The organism is Bacteroides sp. B1-V-101 (assembly GCF_023656585.1).
Taxonomy (GTDB): Bacteria; Bacteroidota; Bacteroidia; order Bacteroidales; family Bacteroidaceae; genus Bacteroides; species Bacteroides thetaiotaomicron.
Window position 1 is genome coordinate 1 of record NZ_JAMOKH010000090.1, and the last position, 1,369, is coordinate 1,369.

The window sequence follows — 1,369 nt, forward strand, 5'->3', positions numbered from 1 at the left end:
TGTCTTACCCTGGATTTGGTTGACTACTATAAGTATCAACTAAAATGAATAAAAGATGAAAAAGAGTGACATGACCTTTAGTCCTTATCAGCTTGAACTTCTTGGCGATTTCTATCGTTCGAATTTCTCAGTTTCTCGTTTTGCCCAAGAAAAAGGGATTGCCCGTATTACATTTTGGCGTTGGGTTCGTATCTTTGAGGATTCTAATCCTGAAATATCCGCTTATATGAAAAAGAACAAGTCTCCCAAGTCCTCGGATGAATCCTCCTCAATTACTGCCTTACGTCTTGAGAATGAGCGTTTACGTGCAGAGCTTAAAGATGCTAAAATGCGTGCGCACGCCTTCGATACGATGATTGATGTTGCCGAAGAGATGTTTAATCTTCCTATCCGAAAAAAAGCTGGTACCAAACAATAAAAAGGCTTTGTAAAGGGAGGCATGCCTATACGGTGGTCTCTCTTTGCAAATTGTTTGGTGTAACAAAGCAAGCCTTTTATAAGTATGTTGACCATAGTACGGATAGTTCGGCCCGTGAACGTTTTGTTCTTGAGTTTGTCAAACGTGTGCGTTCAAAGGACCCTGGTATTGGGGGGATGAAACTTTGGCTGATGTACCGTAATGAGTTCGGCACCAGCCAGGCCTTTGTTGGGCGTGACTGTTTCTGTGCTATATTGTCCAAGTATAAGCTGACAATACGCAAACGTTTTCGGGCTCCACGTACGACAGACTCCTCTCATCACTTGCCACAGTATCCTGATTTAACCAGGACATTGCTATTAGAACATCCTGATCAGCTGTGGGTTAGTGATATCACTTACATTACCATATGGTTGCCTGACGGCAGTTATGTGTTCTGCTACCTGTCTCTGGTGACAGACGCCTATACGAAGGAGATCATTGGATATTGCGTAGGTGATACTCTGGGAAGCTGTTACACAGTGGAAGCTCTGGAAATGGCAGTCAGACGCATAGCTGCAAAGGAGATTAAGGGTTTGATCCATCACTCCGACCGAGGCGTACAATATGCCAGTGCGGATTATATTGCCATATTACGACATAACGGGATTCTTCCCAGCATGACAGAGGATGGCAATCCCAAGGACAATGCCATAGCTGAGCGTGTGAATGGCATTATAAAGAATGAATTGCTGCAAGGAATGCGCTTTAGTTCAATACAGGAAGTCAGAAAAGCTGTAGCAACAGCCGTTCACTTCTATAACAACGAAAGGCCTCATATGAGCTTGGATATGCTTACCCCGGTACAGGCAGGAGAAATGCAAGGACCTATCAGGAAAAGATGGATAAGCTACAGAGAAAAGTATCTGAATGTAGCACTTGCTTAAAAATAAATATGTACATTTGCTTATG

At 43.1% G+C, this 1,369-nt stretch carries 2 protein-coding genes; both read left to right on the forward strand.

Annotated elements, in window-relative coordinates; translation table 11 throughout:
* Positions 1–55 precede the first annotated feature (55 nt).
* The gene (locus NBH01_RS26515) at positions 56–418 is read left to right on the forward strand and encodes a hypothetical protein (protein WP_008765457.1); all 363 of its coding nucleotides are present in this window, start codon (positions 56–58) and stop codon (positions 416–418) included.
* On the forward strand, positions 415–1,344 hold the full coding sequence (locus tag NBH01_RS26520) for an IS3 family transposase (protein WP_105100199.1): 930 nt from the start codon (positions 415–417) through the stop codon (positions 1,342–1,344). Before NBH01_RS26515 ends, NBH01_RS26520 begins: the two co-directional genes overlap by 4 nt.
* Positions 1,345–1,369 lie beyond the last annotated feature (25 nt).

What these genes read in the sequence shown, in the direction of transcription:
- NBH01_RS26515 (WP_008765457.1), top strand. Translation starts at nt 56, where the DNA reads ATGAAAAAGAGTGACATGACCTTTAGTCCTTATCAGCTTGAACTTCTT.